This is a genomic window from Superficieibacter sp. HKU1 (assembly GCF_029319185.1).
Lineage (GTDB): Bacteria > Pseudomonadota > Gammaproteobacteria > Enterobacterales > Enterobacteriaceae > Superficieibacter.
In genome coordinates, this window is sequence record NZ_CP119754.1 from 508,344 (window position 1) to 524,567 (window position 16,224).

Sequence of the window (16,224 nt, forward strand, 5' to 3'; positions counted from 1 at the left end):
TCGGAGGAGTAATACAATGGCAGTTGTTAAGTGTAAACCGACATCTCCGGGTCGTCGCCACGTCGTTAAAGTGGTCAACCCAGAGCTGCACAAGGGCAAACCTTTTGCTCCGCTGGTTGAAAAAAACAGCAAATCCGGTGGTCGTAACAACAATGGCCGTATCACCACTCGTCACATCGGTGGTGGCCATAAGCAGGCTTATCGTCTGGTTGACTTCAAACGCAACAAAGATGGTATCCCGGCTGTTGTTGAGCGTCTTGAGTACGATCCGAACCGTTCCGCGAATATCGCGCTGGTTCTGTACAAAGATGGCGAACGCCGTTACATCCTGGCCCCTAAAGGCCTGAAAGCTGGCGACCAGATTCAGTCTGGCGTTGATGCTGCAATCAAAGCAGGTAACACCCTGCCGATGCGCAATATCCCGGTTGGTTCTACCGTTCATAACGTAGAAATGAAACCAGGTAAAGGCGGTCAGCTGGCGCGTTCCGCTGGTACTTACGTTCAGATCGTTGCTCGCGATGGTGCTTATGTCACCCTGCGTCTGCGTTCTGGTGAAATGCGTAAAGTCGAAGCTGAATGCCGTGCAACTCTGGGCGAAGTTGGCAATGCTGAGCATATGCTGCGCGTTCTGGGTAAAGCAGGTGCTGCTCGCTGGCGTGGTGTTCGTCCTACCGTTCGCGGTACTGCGATGAACCCAGTCGACCACCCACATGGTGGTGGTGAAGGTCGTAACTTTGGTAAGCACCCGGTAACTCCGTGGGGCGTTCAGACCAAAGGTAAGAAGACCCGCAGCAACAAGCGTACTGATAAATTCATCGTACGTCGCCGTAGCAAATAATTTTAGAGGATAAGCCATGCCACGTTCTCTCAAGAAAGGTCCTTTTATTGACCTGCACTTGCTGAAGAAGGTAGAGAAAGCGGTGGAAAGCGGAGACAAGAAGCCCCTGCGCACTTGGTCCCGTCGTTCAACGATCTTTCCTAACATGATCGGTTTGACCATCGCTGTCCATAATGGTCGTCAGCACGTTCCGGTATTTGTTTCCGACGAAATGGTCGGTCACAAACTGGGTGAATTTGCACCGACCCGTACTTATCGCGGTCACGCGGCTGATAAAAAAGCCAAGAAGAAATAAGTAGGAGGAAGAGATGGAAACTTTAGCTCAACATCGCCACGCTCGTTCTTCTGCTCAGAAGGTTCGCCTTGTTGCTGACCTGATCCGCGGTAAGAAAGTGTCGCAGGCTCTGGACATTTTGACCTACACCAATAAGAAAGCGGCTGTACTGGTCAAGAAAGTCCTGGAATCTGCCATTGCTAACGCTGAACACAACGATGGCGCTGACATTGACGATCTGAAAGTTGCGAAAATTTTCGTAGACGAAGGCCCGAGCATGAAGCGCATTATGCCGCGTGCAAAAGGTCGTGCAGATCGCATCCTGAAGCGCACCAGCCACATTACTGTGGTTGTGTCCGATCGCTGAGACTCTGGAGACTAGCAATGGGTCAGAAAGTACATCCTAATGGTATTCGCCTGGGTATTGTAAAACCATGGAACTCTACCTGGTTTGCGAACACCAAAGAATTCGCTGACAACCTGGACAGCGATTTTAAAGTACGTCAGTACCTGACTAAGGAACTGGCTAAAGCGTCTGTATCTCGTATCGTTATCGAGCGTCCGGCTAAGAGCATCCGTGTGACCATTCACACCGCTCGCCCGGGTATCGTTATCGGTAAGAAAGGCGAAGACGTAGAAAAACTGCGCAAAGTCGTAGCAGATATTGCTGGCGTTCCTGCCCAGATCAATATCGCCGAAGTGCGTAAGCCTGAACTGGACGCAAAATTGGTTGCTGACAGCATCACTTCTCAGCTGGAACGTCGCGTTATGTTCCGTCGTGCTATGAAGCGTGCTGTACAGAACGCAATGCGTCTGGGCGCTAAAGGTATCAAAGTTGAAGTTAGCGGCCGTCTGGGCGGCGCGGAAATCGCACGTACCGAATGGTACCGTGAAGGTCGCGTACCGCTGCACACTCTGCGTGCTGACATTGACTACAACACCTCTGAAGCGCACACCACTTACGGTGTAATCGGCGTTAAAGTGTGGATCTTCAAAGGCGAGATCCTGGGTGGTATGGCTGCTGTTGAACAACCGGAAAAACCGGCTGCGCAACCTAAAAAGCAGCAGCGTAAAGGCCGTAAATAAGGAGCGTCGCTGATGTTACAACCAAAGCGTACAAAATTCCGTAAGATGCACAAAGGCCGCAACCGTGGTCTGGCTGCGGGCGCGGATGTTAGCTTCGGCACTTACGGTCTCAAAGCTGTTGGCCGTGGTCGTCTGACTGCCCGTCAGATCGAAGCAGCACGTCGTGCTATGACCCGTGCAGTTAAGCGTCAAGGTAAGATCTGGATCCGTGTATTCCCGGACAAACCGATCACTGAAAAGCCGCTGGCAGTGCGTATGGGTAAAGGTAAAGGTAACGTGGAGTATTGGGTTGCCTTGATTCAGCCGGGGAAAGTCCTTTATGAAATGGACGGCGTACCGGAAGAGCTGGCCCGTGAAGCATTCAAGCTGGCAGCAGCGAAACTGCCGATTAAAACCACCTTTGTAACTAAGACGGTGATGTAATGAAAGCAAAAGAGCTGCGTGAGAAGAGCGTTGAAGAGCTGAACACCGAACTGCTGAATTTACTGCGCGAGCAGTTTAACCTGCGCATGCAGGCAGCAAGTGGCCAGCTGCAACAGTCTCACCTGTTGAAGCAAGTGCGTCGTGATGTCGCACGCGTTAAGACTTTACTGACTGAGAAGGCGGGTGCGTAATGACCGATAAAATCCGTACTCTGCAAGGTCGCGTTGTTAGCGACAAAATGGAGAAATCCATTGTTGTTGCTATCGAACGTTTTGTGAAACACCCGATCTACGGTAAATTCATCAAGCGTACGACCAAACTGCACGTACACGACGAGAACAACGAATGCGGTATCGGCGACAAGGTTGAAATCCGTGAATGCCGTCCGCTGTCCAAGACTAAGTCCTGGACGCTGGTTCGCGTTGTAGAGAAAGCGGTTCTGTAATACAGTACCGTTCTCAATACAAATAAACGGCTCAGCAATGAGCCGTTTATTTTTTCTACCCATATTCGATAACCGGTGTTATAATGCCGCGCCCTCGATATATGGGGCTTTTTAATGGCTCTGATTTTGGAGTCTCAGGTAGTAGTTGACATTAGCGGAGCACTAAAATGATCCAAGAACAGACTATGCTGAACGTCGCCGACAACTCCGGTGCACGTCGCGTAATGTGTATCAAGGTTCTGGGTGGCTCGCACCGTCGCTACGCAGGCGTCGGCGACATCATCAAGATCACCATCAAGGAAGCAATTCCGCGTGGTAAGGTCAAAAAAGGCGATGTGCTGAAGGCGGTAGTGGTGCGCACCAGGAAGGGTGTTCGTCGCCCTGACGGTTCTGTCATTCGCTTCGATGGTAATGCATGCGTTATTTTAAACAATAACAGCGAGCAGCCAATCGGCACGCGTATCTTTGGGCCGGTAACTCGTGAACTTCGTAACGAGAAGTTCATGAAAATTATCTCTCTGGCACCAGAAGTACTCTAAGGAGCGAATCATGGCAGCGAAAATCCGTCGTGATGACGAAGTTATCGTGTTAACCGGTAAAGATAAAGGTAAACGCGGTAAAGTAAAAAATGTCCTGTCTTCCGGCAAGGTCATCGTTGAAGGTATCAACCTGGTTAAGAAACACCAGAAGCCGGTTCCGGCTCTGAACCAACCAGGCGGCATCGTTGAAAAAGAAGCTGCTATTCAGGTTTCTAACGTTGCAATCTTCAATGCGGCAACCGGCAAGGCTGACCGTGTAGGCTTTAGATTCGAAGACGGCAAAAAAGTCCGTTTCTTCAAGTCTAACAGCGAAACTATCAAGTAATTTGGAGTAGTACGATGGCGAAACTGCATGATTACTACAAAGACGAAGTAGTTAACAAACTCATGACTGAGTTTAACTACAATTCTGTCATGCAAGTCCCTCGGGTCGAGAAGATCACCCTGAACATGGGTGTTGGTGAAGCGATCGCTGACAAGAAACTGCTGGATAACGCAGCAGCTGACCTGGCAGCAATCTCCGGTCAAAAGCCGTTGATCACCAAAGCACGCAAATCAGTTGCAGGCTTCAAAATCCGTCAGGGCTATCCGATCGGCTGTAAAGTAACTCTGCGTGGCGAACGCATGTGGGAGTTCTTTGAGCGCCTGATCACTATTGCTGTACCGCGTATCCGTGACTTCCGTGGCTTGTCCGCTAAGTCATTCGACGGTCGTGGCAATTACAGCATGGGTGTCCGTGAGCAGATCATCTTCCCAGAAATCGACTATGACAAAGTCGACCGCGTACGTGGTATGGATATTACTATCACCACTACTGCGCAATCTGACGAAGAAGGCCGTGCTCTGCTGGCTGCCTTTGACTTCCCGTTCCGCAAGTAAACCAGGGTTACGTTCATGGCAAAGCAATCAATGAAAGCACGCGAAGTAAAGCGCGTGGCTTTAGCTGAAAAATTCTTCGCTAAACGCGCTGAACTCAAAGCAATCATCTCTGATGTGAACGCTTCCGACGAAGATCGTTGGGACGCTGTTCTCAAGCTGCAGACTCTGCCGCGTGATTCCAGCCCGTCTCGTCAGCGTAACCGCTGCCGTCAAACTGGTCGTCCGCACGCTTTCCTGCGGAAGTTCGGGTTGAGCCGTATTAAGGTCCGTGAAGCCGCTATGCGCGGTGAAATCCCGGGTCTGAAAAAGGCTAGCTGGTAATTGTCACCAATTGAATCACGGGAGTAAAGACAGATGAGCATGCAAGATCCGATCGCGGATATGCTGACCCGTATCCGTAACGGTCAGGCCGCGAATAAAGCTGCGGTCACCATGCCTTCCTCCAAGCTGAAAGTGGCAATTGCCAACGTGCTGAAGGAAGAAGGCTTTATTGAAGAATTTAAAGTTGAAGGCGACACCAAGCCGGAACTGGAACTGACTCTTAAGTATTTCCAGGGTAAAGCTGTTGTAGAAAGCATTCAGCGTATCAGTCGCCCAGGTCTGCGCATCTACAAACGTAAAGATGAGCTGCCGAAAGTTATGGCGGGTCTGGGTATCGCAGTTGTTTCTACCTCTAAAGGTGTTATGACTGATCGTGCAGCGCGCCAGGCTGGTCTTGGTGGCGAAATTATCTGCTACGTAGCCTAATCGGAGGAAAAAATGTCTCGTGTTGCTAAAGCACCGGTCGTTATTCCTGCCGGCGTTGACGTAAAAATCAACGGTCAGGTTATTACGATCAAAGGTAAAAACGGCGAGCTGACTCGTACTCTCAACGATGCTGTTGAAGTTAAAAATGCAGATAATGCACTGTCTTTCGGTCCGCGTGATGGTTACGTAGACGGTTGGGCACAGGCTGGTACCGCGCGTGCCCTGCTGAACTCAATGGTTATCGGTGTTACCGAAGGCTTCACTAAGAAGCTGCAGCTGGTTGGTGTAGGTTATCGTGCAGCGGTCAAAGGGGATGTAGTAAACCTGGCTTTAGGTTTCTCTCATCCTGTTGAGCACAAGCTGCCGGCCGGTATCACTGCAGAATGTCCGACTCAAACTGAAATCGTGCTGAAAGGCGCTGATAAGCAGGTGATCGGCCAGGTTGCAGCAGATCTGCGCGCCTACCGTCGTCCTGAGCCTTATAAAGGCAAGGGTGTTCGTTACGCCGACGAAGTCGTGCGTACCAAAGAGGCTAAGAAGAAGTAAGGTAACACTATGGATAAGAAATCTGCTCGTATCCGTCGTGCGACCCGCGCACGCCGCAAGCTCCAGGAGCTGGGTGCGACTCGCCTGGTGGTACATCGTACCCCGCGTCATATTTACGCACAGGTAATCGCATCAAACGGTTCCGAAGTTCTGGTAGCTGCTTCTACAGTTGAAAAAGCTATCGCTGAACAGCTGAAGTACACCGGTAACAAAGACGCTGCAGCAGCTGTGGGTAAAGCTGTCGCTGAACGCGCTCTGGAAAAAGGCATTAAAGATGTGTCCTTTGACCGTTCCGGGTTCCAATATCATGGTCGTGTCCAGGCACTGGCAGATGCTGCCCGTGAAGCTGGCCTTCAGTTCTAAGGTAGAGGTGTAAGATGTCACACATCGAAAAACAAGCTGGCGAACTGCAGGAAAAGCTGATCGCGGTTAACCGCGTATCTAAAACCGTTAAAGGTGGTCGTATTTTCTCCTTCACAGCTCTGACTGTTGTTGGCGATGGTAACGGTCGCGTTGGTTTTGGTTACGGTAAAGCGCGTGAAGTTCCAGCAGCGATCCAGAAAGCGATGGAAAAAGCCCGTCGCAACATGATTAACGTCGCGCTGAACAACGGCACCCTGCAGCACCCTGTTAAAGGTGTTCACACTGGGTCTCGTGTATTCATGCAGCCAGCTTCCGAAGGTACCGGTATCATCGCCGGTGGTGCAATGCGCGCCGTTCTGGAAGTTGCTGGAGTTCATAACGTTCTGGCCAAAGCATATGGTTCCACCAACCCGATCAACGTGGTTCGTGCAACAATTGATGGCCTGGAAAATATGAATTCTCCAGAAATGGTCGCTGCCAAGCGTGGTAAATCCGTTGAAGAAATTCTGGGGAAATAAACCATGGCAAAGACTATTAAAATTACTCAAACCCGCAGTGCAATCGGTCGTCTGCCGAAACACAAGGCAACGCTGCTTGGCCTGGGTCTGCGTCGTATTGGTCACACCGTAGAACGCGAGGATACTCCTGCTGTTCGTGGTATGGTCAACGCGGTTTACTTCATGGTTAAAGTTGAGGAGTAAGAGATGCGTTTAAATACTCTGTCTCCGGCCGAAGGCTCTAAAAAGGCGGGTAAACGCCTGGGTCGTGGTATCGGTTCTGGCCTCGGTAAAACCGGCGGTCGTGGTCACAAAGGTCAGAAGTCTCGTTCTGGCGGTGGCGTACGTCGTGGTTTCGAGGGCGGCCAGATGCCTCTGTACCGTCGTCTGCCGAAATTCGGCTTCACTTCTCGCAAAGCAGCGATTACAGCGGAAATCCGTCTGTCTGACCTGGCGAAAGTAGAAGGCGGTGTAGTAGACCTTAACACGCTGAAAGCGGCTAACATTATCGGCATTCAGATCGAGTTCGCGAAAGTGATCCTGTCTGGTGAAGTTTCTACTCCGGTAACTGTTCGTGGCCTGCGCGTGACTAAAGGCGCTCGTGCTGCTATCGAAGCTGCTGGCGGTAAAATCGAGGAATAAGTAGCAGATGGCTAAACAACCGGGATTAGATTTTCAAAGTGCCAAAGGTGGCTTAGGCGAGCTGAAACGCAGACTGCTGTTTGTAATCGGTGCGCTTATTGTGTTCCGTATTGGCTCTTTCATTCCGATCCCTGGTATTGATGCCGCTGTACTTGCCAAACTGCTTGAGCAACAGCGAGGCACCATCATTGAAATGTTTAACATGTTCTCTGGTGGTGCTCTCAGCCGTGCTTCTATCTTTGCACTGGGTATCATGCCGTATATTTCGGCATCGATTATCGTGCAGCTGCTGACGGTAGTTTATCCGCCGCTGGCAGAACTGAAGAAAGAAGGGGAGTCTGGTCGTCGTAAGATCAGCCAGTACACCCGTTACGGCACTCTGGTGCTGGCAATATTCCAGTCAATCGGTATTGCTACCGGTTTACCGAATATGCCTGGTATGCAGGGCCTGGTAATGAACCCAGGCTTTGCATTCTATTTCACCGCTGTTGTAAGTCTGGTCACAGGAACAATGTTCCTGATGTGGCTCGGCGAACAGATTACTGAGCGGGGTATCGGCAACGGTATCTCTATCATTATCTTCGCTGGTATCGTTGCGGGACTCCCGCCAGCCATTGCCCACACTATCGAGCAAGCGCGTCAAGGCGACCTGCACTTCCTCCTGTTGCTGTTGGTTGCAGTATTAGTATTTGCAGTGACGTTCTTTGTTGTATTTGTTGAGCGTGGTCAACGCCGCATTGTGGTAAACTACGCGAAACGTCAGCAGGGTCGTCGTGTCTATGCTGCACAGAGCACACATTTGCCGCTGAAAGTGAATATGGCGGGGGTAATCCCGGCAATCTTCGCTTCCAGTATTATTCTGTTCCCGGCAACCATCGCGTCATGGTTCGGGGGCGGTACTGGTTGGAACTGGCTGACAACAATTTCGCTGTATTTGCAGCCTGGGCAACCGCTTTATGTGTTACTCTATGCGTCTGCAATCATCTTCTTCTGTTTCTTCTACACGGCGTTGGTTTTCAACCCGCGTGAAACAGCAGATAACCTGAAGAAGTCCGGTGCATTTGTACCAGGAATTCGTCCGGGAGAGCAAACGGCGAAGTATATCGATAAAGTTATGACTCGCCTGACTCTGGTTGGTGCGTTGTATATTACTTTTATCTGCCTGATCCCGGAGTTCATGCGTGATGCAATGAAAGTGCCGTTCTACTTCGGTGGGACCTCGCTGCTTATTGTTGTTGTCGTGATTATGGACTTTATGGCTCAAGTGCAAACTCTGATGATGTCAAGTCAGTACGAGTCTGCATTGAAGAAGGCGAATCTGAAAGGCTACGGCCGCTAACAGTTCGCTCGAGAAGTTACGGAGAGTAAAAATGAAAGTTCGTGCTTCCGTCAAGAAATTATGCCGTAACTGCAAAATCGTTAAGCGTGATGGCGTCATCCGCGTGATTTGCAGTGCCGAGCCGAAACATAAACAGCGTCAAGGCTGATTTAAATCGCATATTTTTCTTGCAAAGTTGGGTTGAGCTGGCTAGATTAGCCAGCCAATCTTTTGTATGTCTGTGCGTATCCATTTGAGTATCCTGAAAACGGGCTTTTCAGCATGGTGCGTACATATTAAATAGTAGGAGTGCATAGTGGCCCGTATAGCAGGCATTAACATTCCTGATCAGAAACACGCTGTGATCGCATTAACTTCGATCTATGGCGTCGGCAAAACCCGTTCTAAAGCCATCCTGGCTGCAGCGGGTATCGCTGAAAATGTTAAGATCAGTGAGCTGTCTGAAGAACAAATCGACACGCTGCGTGACGAAGTTGCCAAATTTGTCGTTGAAGGTGATCTGCGCCGTGAAGTTAGCATGAGCATCAAGCGCCTGATGGATCTTGGTTGCTATCGCGGTTTGCGTCATCGTCGTGGTCTTCCAGTACGCGGTCAGCGTACCAAGACCAACGCACGTACCCGTAAGGGTCCGCGCAAACCGATCAAGAAATAATCGGGGTGATTGAATAATGGCAAAGGCACCAGTTCGTGCACGTAAGCGTGTAAGAAAACAAGTCTCTGACGGCGTGGCTCATATCCATGCTTCTTTTAACAACACCATCGTGACCATTACCGATCGTCAGGGTAACGCGCTGGGTTGGGCAACAGCCGGTGGTTCCGGTTTCCGTGGTTCGCGTAAATCTACTCCGTTTGCAGCTCAGGTTGCAGCAGAGCGTTGCGCTGACGCCGTAAAAGAATACGGTATCAAGAATCTGGAAGTTATGGTCAAAGGTCCGGGTCCAGGCCGCGAATCTACTATTCGTGCTCTGAACGCCGCTGGTTTCCGCATCACTAATATTACTGATGTGACTCCGATCCCTCATAACGGTTGTCGTCCGCCGAAGAAACGTCGCGTATAACGCTTCGTTTTCCAGGTTTGTTGGAGAAAGAAAATGGCAAGATATTTGGGTCCTAAGCTCAAGCTGAGCCGTCGTGAGGGCACCGACTTATTCCTTAAGTCTGGCGTTCGCGCGATCGATACCAAGTGTAAAATTGAACAAGCTCCTGGCCAGCACGGTGCGCGTAAACCGCGTCTGTCTGACTATGGTGTGCAGTTGCGTGAGAAGCAAAAAGTTCGTCGTATCTACGGTGTGCTTGAGCGTCAGTTCCGTAACTACTATAAAGAAGCAGCACGTCTGAAAGGCAACACCGGTGAAAACCTGTTGGCTCTGCTGGAAGGTCGTCTGGACAACGTTGTATACCGTATGGGCTTCGGCGCCACTCGTGCAGAAGCACGTCAGCTGGTTAGCCATAAAGCTGTTATGGTAAACGGTCGTGTTGTTAACATCGCTTCTTATCAGGTTAAAGCGAATGACGTTGTTAGCATTCGTGAGAAAGCGAAGAAGCAGTCTCGCGTGAAAGCCGCTCTGGAGCTGGCTGAGCAGCGTGAAAAGCCAACCTGGCTGGAAGTTGATGCTGGCAAGATGGAAGGTACGTTCAAGCGTAAGCCGGAGCGTTCTGATCTGTCTGCGGACATTAACGAACACCTGATCGTCGAGCTTTACTCCAAGTAAAGCTTAGTACCAAAGAGAGGACACAATGCAGGGTTCTGTGACAGAGTTTCTAAAACCGCGCCTGGTAGATATCGAGCAAGTGAGTTCGACGCACGCCAAGGTGACCCTTGAGCCTTTAGAGCGTGGCTTTGGCCATACTCTGGGTAACGCACTGCGCCGTATTCTGCTCTCATCGATGCCGGGTTGCGCGGTGACCGAGGTTGAGATTGATGGTGTACTACATGAGTACAGCACCAAAGAAGGCGTTCAGGAAGATATCCTGGAAATCCTGCTCAACCTGAAAGGGCTGGCGGTGAGAGTTCAGGGTAAAGATGAAGTTATTCTTACCTTGAATAAATCTGGCATTGGCCCTGTGACTGCAGCCGATATCACCCACGACGGTGATGTCGAAATCGTCAAGCCGCAGCACGTGATCTGCCACCTGACCGATGAGAACGCGTCTATTAGCATGCGTATCAAAGTTCAGCGCGGTCGTGGTTATGTGCCGGCTTCTACCCGAATTCATTCGGAAGAAGATGAGCGCCCAATCGGCCGTCTGCTGGTCGACGCATGCTACAGCCCTGTAGAGCGTATTGCCTACAATGTTGAAGCAGCGCGTGTAGAACAGCGTACCGACCTGGACAAGCTGGTCATCGAAATGGAAACCAACGGCACAATCGATCCTGAAGAGGCGATTCGTCGTGCGGCAACCATCCTGGCTGAACAACTGGAAGCTTTTGTTGACTTACGTGATGTACGTCAGCCAGAAGTTAAAGAAGAGAAACCAGAATTCGATCCGATCCTGCTGCGCCCTGTTGACGATCTGGAATTGACTGTCCGCTCTGCTAACTGCCTCAAGGCAGAAGCTATCCACTATATCGGTGATCTGGTACAGCGTACCGAGGTTGAGCTTCTTAAGACGCCTAACCTGGGTAAAAAATCTCTTACCGAGATTAAAGACGTGCTGGCTTCCCGTGGACTGTCTCTGGGCATGCGCCTGGAAAACTGGCCACCGGCAAGCATCGCTGACGAGTAACCGGATCGCAGGTTAAGGTTTTACTGAGAAGGATAAGGTCATGCGCCATCGTAAGAGTGGTCGTCAACTGAACCGCAACAGCAGCCATCGCCAGGCTATGTTCCGCAATATGGCAGGTTCACTGGTTCGTCATGAGATCATCAAGACGACTCTGCCTAAAGCGAAAGAGCTGCGCCGCGTAGTTGAGCCGCTGATTACTCTTGCCAAGACTGATAGCGTTGCTAATCGTCGTCTGGCATTCGCCCGTACTCGTGATAACGAGATCGTGGCAAAACTGTTTAACGAACTGGGCCCGCGTTTCGCGAGCCGTGCCGGTGGTTACACTCGCATTCTGAAGTGTGGCTTCCGTGCAGGCGACAACGCGCCGATGGCATACATCGAGCTGGTTGATCGTTCAGAGAAAGCAGAAGCTGCTGCAGAGTAATCTGCAGTAACGTAAAAAAACCCGCCCTGGCGGGTTTTTTTATATCCGTCTTGTCCCCACTTATCTACAATATTTGTACTCTTTTTGTTCATCCCCTGGAGAACGGTTATGTGGTTAACAGACCAGTGGGCAGAACGCCATATTCTTGATGCCCAACGTAAAGGTGAGTTTGATAATCTTGCCGGTAGCGGCGAACCTTTAGTTCTGGACGATGATTCTCATGTACCGACTGAACTGCGTGCAGGATATCGGCTATTAAAAAATGCCGGTTGCCTGCCACCGGAACTTGAGCAGCGTAGAGAAGCGGTCGCGCTTGCCGATTTATTGAAAAATATTCAACGTGACAGTCCCGAGTATGCGCAGCTAAGCCGTCATCTGGCGTTGCTTGAACTTAAGCTACGTCAGGCAGGCATTAATACCGATTTCCTTCACGGTGATTATGCCCACAAATTGCAGCAGAAAATAAGCGAGGAAGAGTGATGTATCGTATTGGTGAACTGGCCAGGCTGGCAGAAGTAACGCCTGATACCATTCGGTATTATGAAAAGCAGCAGATGATGGATCATGAGGTTCGCACGGAAGGCGGTTTCCGGCTTTATAGCGAACAGGATCTTCAACGTTTGAAGTTTATCCGCTATGGCCGGCAACTGGGATTCACGCTTGAGTCGATTCGCGAACTGCTTTCGATCCGGATTGATCCCGAACATCATACTTGTCAGGAATCAAAGAGTATCGTGCAAAGTCGCCTGGCAGAAGTAGAAGCCAGAATCGATGAATTGCAGACAATGCGTCGATCCTTACAAAGGCTAAACGACGCTTGCTGCGGTACGGCACATAGTAGCGTGTACTGCTCGATCCTTGAAGCGCTTGAGCAGGGAGCCAGCGGTGTACCGCGGGGCTGTTGATTTATTCATCGCATGGATCTACACTCGCGGCGTTTTTACTACAATCTGGAGAAATCATGAGTCGCTATCAGCACACCAAAGGGCAGATAAACGATAACGCGCTTGAAGCGCTACTGCACGATCCCCTGTTCAGGCAACGTATTGAGAAGAATAAAAAGGGTAAGGGCAGTTTTCTGCGTAAAGCGAAACACGGTAAGAAAGGGAACTGGGAGGCCAGTGGCAAACAAGCAAACTGCTTTTTTACCACTGGCCTTCCTGCTTTGAGCGCCTGTTAAGGTCGGTTATTCTGCTCTTTGAGAAGATCGCGAATTTCACTCAGTAAGACTTCTTCTTTCGAAGGTGCTGGCGGCGCTTTTGGTTCTTCTTTTTTACGACGGTGTAATTTGTTCATCAATTTGATTGCCAGGAAAATGGCAAAGGCAACAATAATGAAATCGAAAATATTCTGGATGAAAACGCCGTAGTGCATGACTACAGCAGGCGTCTCACCGATGGCTGGCCGTAGCGTTAGTGCGAACTGTTTGAAATCCACTCCCCCAATTAGCAAACCCAGTGGTGGCATGATGATATCGGCAACCAGTGACGAGACGATTTTACCGAATGCCGCACCGATGATCACACCTACCGCCAAATCGACAACATTTCCGCGCATCGCAAACTCGCGGAACTCTTTAAAAAAGCTCATTTTTTTCTCCTTAACACTTTTAACTAATAACAAGTTTAACAAATGTCATCACAATTTCCATTTGCGAAAACATAATGTTAATAAAATTACCCCATATTAAATAAAGGGTTAAAGGTTAAAAGTGAGGCATCCTGGGGATGCCTGACAATTATAAGAAGAAAGGGCTGGGCTGGAAGAGGCGTTCGACGTCGGTAATAAACTTTTTGTCGGTTAAAAACATAATGACATGGTCGCCCTGCTCAATACGCAGGTTGTCGTTAGCAATCATCACGTCATTACCGCGAACGACTGCGCCGATGATCGTGCCTGGCGGCAGTTTAATATCATCGATGACACGACCAACTACGCGCGAGGTGCTTTCATCTCCGTGCGCTACGGCTTCGATAGCTTCAGCCACTCCACGGCGCAGGGAAGATACGCCGACGATGTCTGCTTTACGTACATGGCTAAGCAGGGCTGAAATAGTGGCCTGTTGAGGAGAGATGGCGATATCGATCACGCTACCCTGTACCAGATCGACATAGGCGCGCCGCTGGATCAAGACCATGACTTTTTTAGCCCCCATGCGTTTAGCGAGCATGGCGGACATAATATTCGCTTCATCGTCGTTGGTAACGGCAATAAAGAGATCAACTTGATCAATATGTTCTTCCGCCAGCAATTCCTGATCCGAAGCGTCACCGAAAAAGACAACGGTGTTTTGCAGCTTTTCGGCCAGTTCCGCCGCGCGTTGTTGATCGCGTTCGATCAATTTTACGCTATAGTCTTTTTCCAGCCGCTGTGCCAGCCCGGCGCCAATATTGCCACCACCAACCAGCATAATGCGCTTATAAGGCTTTTCCAGGCGCTGCAGTTCGCTCATTACCGCCCGAATATGCTGTGAAGCCGCAATAAAGAATACTTCATCGCCGGCCTCGACGATGGTAGAACCCTGTGGACGAATAGGCCGATCGTGGCGGAAAATGGCAGCAACGCGGGTGTCAATATGCGGCATATGTTCGCGCATCGTTGAAAGGGCATTTCCTACCAGCGGCCCGCCATAATAGGCTTTCACAACGGCCAGGCTGACCATTCCTTCGGCGAAATTCACCACCTGCAAAGCGCCAGGATATTCAATCAGCCGGTAAATGCTGTCGATAACCAATTGCTCCGGGGCAATCAAATGATCGATAGGTACGGCTTCAGAGTGAAAAAGTTTTTCGGCGTCGCGAACATAGTCCGGCGCACGAATACGGGCGATACGATTTGGCGTATTAAACAGCGAATAGGCGACCTGGCAGGCAACCATGTTGGTCTCATCTGAGCTGGTCACGGCGACCAGCATATCAGCGTCATCCGCCCCGGCTTCGCGCAACACTCGCGGGTGCGAGCCATGTCCCTGCACCACGCGGAGATCAAACTTATCCTGTAATATGCGCAGACGTTCGCCATTGGTATCGACAACGGTAATATCGTTATTTTCCCCGACGAGGTTTTCTGCCAGCGTACCGCCGACCTGTCCTGCACCCAGAATGATAATTTTCATCAGTCGCGACCCGTTATCTTCACTGTTTGATTAGCTTAGCGTAAAAGAAGCCGTCGCCTTCTTCCGCGCCCGGCAGATTTTGTTTTCCAGGGTGCTCTGGCGTACCGGTAACGCTCAGACGAGCATTCGCTGTACGAGTCAGGAATGCAGCAATTTGCTCACTGTTTTCTTCTGGCAAAATTGAACAGGTAGCATAAACCAGCGTTCCGCCCTGTTTAAGATGCGGCCAGACGGCATCCAGTATCTCAGCCTGAAGTTTTGCCAGCTCAGCGATATCACGATCGCGACGCAGCCATTTAATATCAGGATGGCGGCGGATCACGCCGGTGGCTGAGCAGGGAGCGTCCAGAAGAATGCGATCGAACTGTTGTTCGCCATTCCACTGTGCCGGGAATCGTCCATCGCCCTGTTTGACTTCAGCCTTCATGCCAAGACGCTTGAGGTTGTCATAAACGCGGGACAGCCGTTGCTCATCGACGTCGACCGCCAGTACCTGCGCTTCTGGTGCCACCTCCAGAATATGCGTAGTTTTTCCACCCGGCGCAGCACAGAGATCCAGTATATGTTCACCATTTTGCGGTTCCAGGAACGCCATACAACCCTGTGCGCTGGCATCCTGCACCGTTACCCAACCCTTATCGAAACCGGGCAAAATATGGACCGGAGCAGGTGAAGCAAGACGTACGGCATCCGGATAATCGGCATGTGCAAAACCTTCCATCCCGGCCTCTGTCAGCAGTGTGAGCCATCCATCGCGGGAATGATGTTGACGATTAACGCGTAGCCACATCGGTGGACGTGCATTGTTAGCATCTATAATCGCTTCCCACTGGGTGGGATACGCTTTCTGTAACCGTTTTAATAACCATGCCGGGTGCAGGAAACGCTCATCACTACGGGTAAACTCTTCCAGCAATTCTTCCTGCTGGCGCTGAAACTGACGTAGTACGCCATTGATCAAGCCTTTAAGCTGTGGTCGCTTAATAACCACCGCGCCTTCAACTGTTTCAGCCAGCGCCGCGTGAGGAGGAATGCGGGTATGCAATAGCTGATAAAAGCCGACCATAATTAAGTAATGAACGGTGCGCTGTTTACCCGTCATCGGGCGTGACATTAATTTATTAATCAGCCAGTTAAGCCGCGGGAGGGTGCGTAAGACGCCAAAGCACAATTCCTGTAACAGTGCTTTGTCCTTATCAGAGACGTGTTGCTGCAACGCAGGCAATACCTGGCTCAGTGACTGACCTTGTTCAACGACCTGTTCAACGGCCTGGGCGGCCATGCTGCGTAAATTAAGTTGTTTTTTCATAACCGTAAAAATAAAAATGCCCGGTCGTACC

The 16,224-nt window shown here is 50.5% G+C and carries 30 protein-coding genes; 27 read left to right on the forward strand and 3 right to left on the reverse strand.

The genetic code is table 11. The features are described 5' to 3' along the window. Positions 1 to 16: 16 nt before the first annotated feature. The 27 genes from rplB to P0H77_RS02545 all read left to right on the forward strand — a co-directional run bounded on the left by rplB (position 17) and on the right by P0H77_RS02545 (position 12,949). Complete coding sequence (gene rplB, locus P0H77_RS02415) at positions 17 to 838, forward strand: 50S ribosomal protein L2 (protein WP_103678685.1); 822 nt, start codon at positions 17 to 19, stop codon at positions 836 to 838. A 16-nt stretch (positions 839 to 854) separates the two neighbouring features. Next, positions 855 to 1,133: a 30S ribosomal protein S19 gene (gene rpsS, locus P0H77_RS02420; RefSeq protein ID WP_001138115.1), complete on the forward strand. Its 279-nt coding sequence runs from the start codon at positions 855 to 857 to the stop codon at positions 1,131 to 1,133. Positions 1,134 to 1,146: 13 nt separating this feature from the next. Then, a complete protein-coding gene (rplV, locus tag P0H77_RS02425; RefSeq protein WP_002919773.1) occupies positions 1,147 to 1,479 on the forward strand; it encodes a 50S ribosomal protein L22 in 333 nt (110 codons plus the stop codon). A 17-nt stretch (positions 1,480 to 1,496) separates the two neighbouring features. After that, on the forward strand, positions 1,497 to 2,198 hold the full coding sequence (gene rpsC, locus P0H77_RS02430) for a 30S ribosomal protein S3 (RefSeq protein WP_000529945.1): 702 nt from the start codon (positions 1,497 to 1,499) through the stop codon (positions 2,196 to 2,198). Between the two features lie 12 nt (positions 2,199 to 2,210). Then, entirely contained in the window at positions 2,211 to 2,621 is a 411-nt protein-coding gene (gene rplP, locus P0H77_RS02435; protein WP_049839667.1) for a 50S ribosomal protein L16, read from the forward strand. Then, positions 2,621 to 2,812 (forward strand): 50S ribosomal protein L29, encoded by a 192-nt coding sequence (gene rpmC / locus P0H77_RS02440; RefSeq protein WP_000644742.1) that lies wholly within the window; start codon positions 2,621 to 2,623, stop codon positions 2,810 to 2,812. Before rplP ends, rpmC begins: the two co-directional genes overlap by 1 nt. Beyond that, complete coding sequence (gene rpsQ, locus P0H77_RS02445; protein WP_002438707.1) at positions 2,812 to 3,066, forward strand: 30S ribosomal protein S17; 255 nt, start codon at positions 2,812 to 2,814, stop codon at positions 3,064 to 3,066. Before rpmC ends, rpsQ begins: the two co-directional genes overlap by 1 nt. A 167-nt stretch (positions 3,067 to 3,233) precedes the next feature. Beyond that, positions 3,234 to 3,605 (forward strand): 50S ribosomal protein L14, encoded by a 372-nt coding sequence (rplN, locus tag P0H77_RS02450; protein ID WP_020322771.1) that lies wholly within the window; start codon positions 3,234 to 3,236, stop codon positions 3,603 to 3,605. Between the two features lie 10 nt (positions 3,606 to 3,615). Continuing rightward, a complete protein-coding gene (gene rplX / locus P0H77_RS02455; RefSeq protein WP_000729185.1) occupies positions 3,616 to 3,930 on the forward strand; it encodes a 50S ribosomal protein L24 in 315 nt (104 codons plus the stop codon). Between the two features lie 14 nt (positions 3,931 to 3,944). After that, positions 3,945 to 4,484, forward strand: coding sequence for a 50S ribosomal protein L5 (rplE, locus tag P0H77_RS02460; protein ID WP_176918763.1), 540 nt, complete (start codon positions 3,945 to 3,947; stop codon positions 4,482 to 4,484). Positions 4,485 to 4,499: 15 nt separating this feature from the next. After that, the gene (gene rpsN, locus P0H77_RS02465; RefSeq protein WP_049839671.1) at positions 4,500 to 4,805 is read left to right on the forward strand and encodes a 30S ribosomal protein S14; all 306 of its coding nucleotides are present in this window, start codon (positions 4,500 to 4,502) and stop codon (positions 4,803 to 4,805) included. Between the two features lie 33 nt (positions 4,806 to 4,838). Continuing rightward, positions 4,839 to 5,231 (forward strand): 30S ribosomal protein S8, encoded by a 393-nt coding sequence (rpsH, locus tag P0H77_RS02470; protein ID WP_049839672.1) that lies wholly within the window; start codon positions 4,839 to 4,841, stop codon positions 5,229 to 5,231. Between the two features lie 12 nt (positions 5,232 to 5,243). Continuing rightward, the gene (gene rplF / locus P0H77_RS02475; RefSeq protein ID WP_276163442.1) at positions 5,244 to 5,777 is read left to right on the forward strand and encodes a 50S ribosomal protein L6; all 534 of its coding nucleotides are present in this window, start codon (positions 5,244 to 5,246) and stop codon (positions 5,775 to 5,777) included. A gap of 9 nt (positions 5,778 to 5,786) precedes the next feature. Beyond that, complete coding sequence (gene rplR, locus P0H77_RS02480) at positions 5,787 to 6,140, forward strand: 50S ribosomal protein L18 (protein ID WP_038158510.1); 354 nt, start codon at positions 5,787 to 5,789, stop codon at positions 6,138 to 6,140. Between the two features lie 14 nt (positions 6,141 to 6,154). Further along, positions 6,155 to 6,658, forward strand: a complete 504-nt coding sequence (rpsE, locus tag P0H77_RS02485) for a 30S ribosomal protein S5 (protein WP_044373820.1) — start codon at positions 6,155 to 6,157, stop codon at positions 6,656 to 6,658. Between the two features lie 3 nt (positions 6,659 to 6,661). After that, on the forward strand, positions 6,662 to 6,841 hold the full coding sequence (gene rpmD / locus P0H77_RS02490; protein ID WP_003863301.1) for a 50S ribosomal protein L30: 180 nt from the start codon (positions 6,662 to 6,664) through the stop codon (positions 6,839 to 6,841). A 3-nt stretch (positions 6,842 to 6,844) separates the two neighbouring features. Then, positions 6,845 to 7,279 (forward strand): 50S ribosomal protein L15, encoded by a 435-nt coding sequence (gene rplO, locus P0H77_RS02495; protein ID WP_103678689.1) that lies wholly within the window; start codon positions 6,845 to 6,847, stop codon positions 7,277 to 7,279. Positions 7,280 to 7,286: 7 nt separating this feature from the next. After that, entirely contained in the window at positions 7,287 to 8,618 is a 1,332-nt protein-coding gene (secY, locus tag P0H77_RS02500) for a preprotein translocase subunit SecY (RefSeq protein ID WP_176917735.1), read from the forward strand. Between the two features lie 31 nt (positions 8,619 to 8,649). Further along, on the forward strand, positions 8,650 to 8,766 hold the full coding sequence (gene rpmJ / locus P0H77_RS02505; protein ID WP_000868187.1) for a 50S ribosomal protein L36: 117 nt from the start codon (positions 8,650 to 8,652) through the stop codon (positions 8,764 to 8,766). 147 nt (positions 8,767 to 8,913) lie between these two features. Next, positions 8,914 to 9,270 (forward strand): 30S ribosomal protein S13, encoded by a 357-nt coding sequence (rpsM, locus tag P0H77_RS02510; protein WP_049839675.1) that lies wholly within the window; start codon positions 8,914 to 8,916, stop codon positions 9,268 to 9,270. 16 nt (positions 9,271 to 9,286) lie between these two features. Continuing rightward, the gene (gene rpsK, locus P0H77_RS02515; RefSeq protein ID WP_001029758.1) at positions 9,287 to 9,676 is read left to right on the forward strand and encodes a 30S ribosomal protein S11; all 390 of its coding nucleotides are present in this window, start codon (positions 9,287 to 9,289) and stop codon (positions 9,674 to 9,676) included. A gap of 33 nt (positions 9,677 to 9,709) precedes the next feature. Continuing rightward, a complete protein-coding gene (rpsD, locus tag P0H77_RS02520) occupies positions 9,710 to 10,330 on the forward strand; it encodes a 30S ribosomal protein S4 (protein WP_276163443.1) in 621 nt (206 codons plus the stop codon). Positions 10,331 to 10,355: 25 nt separating this feature from the next. Next, the gene (rpoA, locus tag P0H77_RS02525; protein ID WP_001162094.1) at positions 10,356 to 11,345 is read left to right on the forward strand and encodes a DNA-directed RNA polymerase subunit alpha; all 990 of its coding nucleotides are present in this window, start codon (positions 10,356 to 10,358) and stop codon (positions 11,343 to 11,345) included. A 40-nt stretch (positions 11,346 to 11,385) separates the two neighbouring features. Further along, a complete protein-coding gene (rplQ, locus tag P0H77_RS02530; protein ID WP_001216368.1) occupies positions 11,386 to 11,769 on the forward strand; it encodes a 50S ribosomal protein L17 in 384 nt (127 codons plus the stop codon). A 108-nt stretch (positions 11,770 to 11,877) separates the two neighbouring features. After that, complete coding sequence (locus tag P0H77_RS02535) at positions 11,878 to 12,249, forward strand: DUF1992 domain-containing protein (protein WP_276163445.1); 372 nt, start codon at positions 11,878 to 11,880, stop codon at positions 12,247 to 12,249. After that, positions 12,249 to 12,674, forward strand: coding sequence for a Zn(2+)-responsive transcriptional regulator (gene zntR / locus P0H77_RS02540; protein WP_276163446.1), 426 nt, complete (start codon positions 12,249 to 12,251; stop codon positions 12,672 to 12,674). Before P0H77_RS02535 ends, zntR begins: the two co-directional genes overlap by 1 nt. Positions 12,675 to 12,730: 56 nt before the next feature. After that, positions 12,731 to 12,949, forward strand: a complete 219-nt coding sequence (locus P0H77_RS02545; RefSeq protein ID WP_276163447.1) for an alternative ribosome-rescue factor A — start codon at positions 12,731 to 12,733, stop codon at positions 12,947 to 12,949. Here P0H77_RS02545 and mscL read toward each other — a convergent pair. The 3 genes from mscL to rsmB form a co-directional block, all read right to left on the reverse strand. Continuing rightward, on the reverse strand, positions 12,946 to 13,359 hold the full coding sequence (gene mscL / locus P0H77_RS02550) for a large-conductance mechanosensitive channel protein MscL (protein WP_276163448.1): 414 nt from the start codon (positions 13,357 to 13,359) through the stop codon (positions 12,946 to 12,948). The genes P0H77_RS02545 and mscL overlap by 4 nt on opposite strands. Before the next feature lie 148 nt (positions 13,360 to 13,507). Further along, the gene (trkA, locus tag P0H77_RS02555) at positions 13,508 to 14,884 is read right to left on the reverse strand and encodes a Trk system potassium transporter TrkA (RefSeq protein ID WP_276163449.1); all 1,377 of its coding nucleotides are present in this window, start codon (positions 14,882 to 14,884) and stop codon (positions 13,508 to 13,510) included. Positions 14,885 to 14,903: 19 nt separating this feature from the next. Next, positions 14,904 to 16,193, reverse strand: coding sequence for a 16S rRNA (cytosine(967)-C(5))-methyltransferase RsmB (gene rsmB / locus P0H77_RS02560; RefSeq protein WP_276163450.1), 1,290 nt, complete (start codon positions 16,191 to 16,193; stop codon positions 14,904 to 14,906). Positions 16,194 to 16,224: the final 31 nt, after the last annotated feature.

Coding starts and splice junctions, on each gene's coding strand:
- rplB (WP_103678685.1), top strand. CDS start 17: ATGGCAGTTGTTAAGTGTAAACCGACATCTCCGGGTCGTCGCCACGTC.
- rpsS (WP_001138115.1), top strand. CDS start 855: ATGCCACGTTCTCTCAAGAAAGGTCCTTTTATTGACCTGCACTTGCTG.
- rplV (WP_002919773.1), top strand. CDS start 1,147: ATGGAAACTTTAGCTCAACATCGCCACGCTCGTTCTTCTGCTCAGAAG.
- rpsC (WP_000529945.1), top strand. CDS start 1,497: ATGGGTCAGAAAGTACATCCTAATGGTATTCGCCTGGGTATTGTAAAA.
- rplP (WP_049839667.1), top strand. CDS start 2,211: ATGTTACAACCAAAGCGTACAAAATTCCGTAAGATGCACAAAGGCCGC.
- rpmC (WP_000644742.1), top strand. CDS start 2,621: ATGAAAGCAAAAGAGCTGCGTGAGAAGAGCGTTGAAGAGCTGAACACC.
- rpsQ (WP_002438707.1), top strand. CDS start 2,812: ATGACCGATAAAATCCGTACTCTGCAAGGTCGCGTTGTTAGCGACAAA.
- rplN (WP_020322771.1), top strand. CDS start 3,234: ATGATCCAAGAACAGACTATGCTGAACGTCGCCGACAACTCCGGTGCA.
- rplX (WP_000729185.1), top strand. CDS start 3,616: ATGGCAGCGAAAATCCGTCGTGATGACGAAGTTATCGTGTTAACCGGT.
- rplE (WP_176918763.1), top strand. CDS start 3,945: ATGGCGAAACTGCATGATTACTACAAAGACGAAGTAGTTAACAAACTC.
- rpsN (WP_049839671.1), top strand. CDS start 4,500: ATGGCAAAGCAATCAATGAAAGCACGCGAAGTAAAGCGCGTGGCTTTA.
- rpsH (WP_049839672.1), top strand. CDS start 4,839: ATGAGCATGCAAGATCCGATCGCGGATATGCTGACCCGTATCCGTAAC.
- rplF (WP_276163442.1), top strand. CDS start 5,244: ATGTCTCGTGTTGCTAAAGCACCGGTCGTTATTCCTGCCGGCGTTGAC.
- rplR (WP_038158510.1), top strand. CDS start 5,787: ATGGATAAGAAATCTGCTCGTATCCGTCGTGCGACCCGCGCACGCCGC.
- rpsE (WP_044373820.1), top strand. CDS start 6,155: ATGTCACACATCGAAAAACAAGCTGGCGAACTGCAGGAAAAGCTGATC.
- rpmD (WP_003863301.1), top strand. CDS start 6,662: ATGGCAAAGACTATTAAAATTACTCAAACCCGCAGTGCAATCGGTCGT.
- rplO (WP_103678689.1), top strand. CDS start 6,845: ATGCGTTTAAATACTCTGTCTCCGGCCGAAGGCTCTAAAAAGGCGGGT.
- secY (WP_176917735.1), top strand. CDS start 7,287: ATGGCTAAACAACCGGGATTAGATTTTCAAAGTGCCAAAGGTGGCTTA.
- rpmJ (WP_000868187.1), top strand. CDS start 8,650: ATGAAAGTTCGTGCTTCCGTCAAGAAATTATGCCGTAACTGCAAAATC.
- rpsK (WP_001029758.1), top strand. CDS start 9,287: ATGGCAAAGGCACCAGTTCGTGCACGTAAGCGTGTAAGAAAACAAGTC.
- rpsD (WP_276163443.1), top strand. CDS start 9,710: ATGGCAAGATATTTGGGTCCTAAGCTCAAGCTGAGCCGTCGTGAGGGC.
- rpoA (WP_001162094.1), top strand. CDS start 10,356: ATGCAGGGTTCTGTGACAGAGTTTCTAAAACCGCGCCTGGTAGATATC.
- rplQ (WP_001216368.1), top strand. CDS start 11,386: ATGCGCCATCGTAAGAGTGGTCGTCAACTGAACCGCAACAGCAGCCAT.
- P0H77_RS02535 (WP_276163445.1), top strand. CDS start 11,878: ATGTGGTTAACAGACCAGTGGGCAGAACGCCATATTCTTGATGCCCAA.
- zntR (WP_276163446.1), top strand. CDS start 12,249: ATGTATCGTATTGGTGAACTGGCCAGGCTGGCAGAAGTAACGCCTGAT.
- P0H77_RS02545 (WP_276163447.1), top strand. CDS start 12,731: ATGAGTCGCTATCAGCACACCAAAGGGCAGATAAACGATAACGCGCTT.
- mscL (WP_276163448.1), bottom strand. CDS start 13,359: ATGAGCTTTTTTAAAGAGTTCCGCGAGTTTGCGATGCGCGGAAATGTT.
- trkA (WP_276163449.1), bottom strand. CDS start 14,884: ATGAAAATTATCATTCTGGGTGCAGGACAGGTCGGCGGTACGCTGGCA.
- rsmB (WP_276163450.1), bottom strand. CDS start 16,193: ATGAAAAAACAACTTAATTTACGCAGCATGGCCGCCCAGGCCGTTGAA.